General features: G+C 66.4%; 2 protein-coding genes. Both read right to left on the bottom strand.

Translation table 11 applies throughout. From position 1 onward, the window contains the following. Positions 1 to 15: 15 nt before the first annotated feature. Entirely contained in the window at positions 16 to 552 is a 537-nt protein-coding gene (locus tag KCH48_RS41845; RefSeq protein WP_246886773.1) for a transposase, read from the bottom strand. Beyond that, positions 549 to 1,088 (bottom strand): winged helix-turn-helix domain-containing protein, encoded by a 540-nt coding sequence (locus KCH48_RS41840; protein ID WP_210582880.1) that lies wholly within the window; start codon positions 1,086 to 1,088, stop codon positions 549 to 551. The genes KCH48_RS41845 and KCH48_RS41840 overlap by 4 nt, the downstream gene beginning before the upstream one ends. Between the last annotated feature and the right edge of the window lie 69 nt (positions 1,089 to 1,157).

Genomic DNA, 1,157 nt, shown 5'->3' with positions numbered 1-1,157 from the left:
CTACTGAGCTTGAACTCATGGTGTCGTCGGGGTGAGGGATAGTCCGGTCCCGGCGAGGCATCCGTCGATGAGGTGGGGCCGGTACTGGATCTTCCTCATGCCGTGGCGGATGGTCTGGATGAGGTGCTCGGGGGTGGTGAAGGCGGTGTTGGACAGCCAGCCGCGCCGCAACAGAGACCAGATGCCCTCGACCGGGTTGAGGTCGGGTGCGTAGGAGGGCAGCTGGTAGACGGTCAGCCAGTCCTGCCGGGCGACGAACTGCCGCATTCCGTAGGCAAGATGGACGTTGAGATTGTCCCAGACCAGCACGATCGGCCCTCCGAGCTGCTGATGCGCAGTGATGAGCAGGTCACGGTAATCGGTCCAGGCAAAGCTCTTACGACCATCGCGTCGGCCGTCGTCACGGCGCGGCCGATAGATCAGCCGGGAGCGTTCACCAGGCTTGTAGCAGGTCAGGGCAGCGATGGAGATGCGGCGGCGGGAGCGGCCACGAACCCGGATGACGGGGGTGTGGCCACGCCTGGCCCAAGTGCGGGCGGTCGGCGGCGTCATCGAGAAGCCGGACTCGTCCTCGAAGACGATCCATGCGTCGAGCGCCGCCGCGGTCCTTCCACCTGCGGCCAGGTCTCCTTCACCCAGCCGCAGATCGCATCCTCGTCACGTTCGATGGCTCTCCTCGCCGGGATCTGGCAGGAGAAGCCGTGCCGCATCAGCAGCTTGCGCACTCCTTGCAGGGTGTAGCTCTTGTGGAACCGACGGCCGACCACGGTCTTGATTCGTGACAGTGTCCACCGCTGGTCCGGCCAGCCGTGTGCGACCGGGCCCTTGGCCAACTCCACCTCCAGCTGGGCGAACTGGGCCTCACTCAGCCTGGGCGTCGAGGCCGAACCCGCCGACCGAAGCGCCCGCGGACCGCCCTTGTCCCAAGTGCGCCGCCACCGCTGCACCGACCGGACGCTGACCCGCAACTCCTTCGCGATCACCGAACTCGGCTCACCCGCAGCGAACCGCTCGGCGGCCCTCAACCTGATCCCCTCGCGGAACTGCCGGCGCTCATCCGACAGCCCGCCGCCCTGCGCGTACCTCATAACAGACGGCGTACCGCGAGGATCAAGCTCTGTCAGCAGCTACGACAACCCGAGTTCAAGCTCAGTAAC

It is taken from the genome of Streptomyces sp. GESEQ-4, from assembly GCF_017948455.1.
In the GTDB taxonomy this organism is placed as follows: Bacteria; Actinomycetota; Actinomycetes; order Streptomycetales; family Streptomycetaceae; genus Streptomyces.
This window is presented reverse-complemented; position numbering and strand designations above follow the sequence as displayed.

Coding starts and splice junctions, on each gene's coding strand:
- KCH48_RS41845 (WP_246886773.1), bottom strand. CDS start 552: ATGACGCCGCCGACCGCCCGCACTTGGGCCAGGCGTGGCCACACCCCC.
- KCH48_RS41840 (WP_210582880.1), bottom strand. CDS start 1,088: ATGAGGTACGCGCAGGGCGGCGGGCTGTCGGATGAGCGCCGGCAGTTC.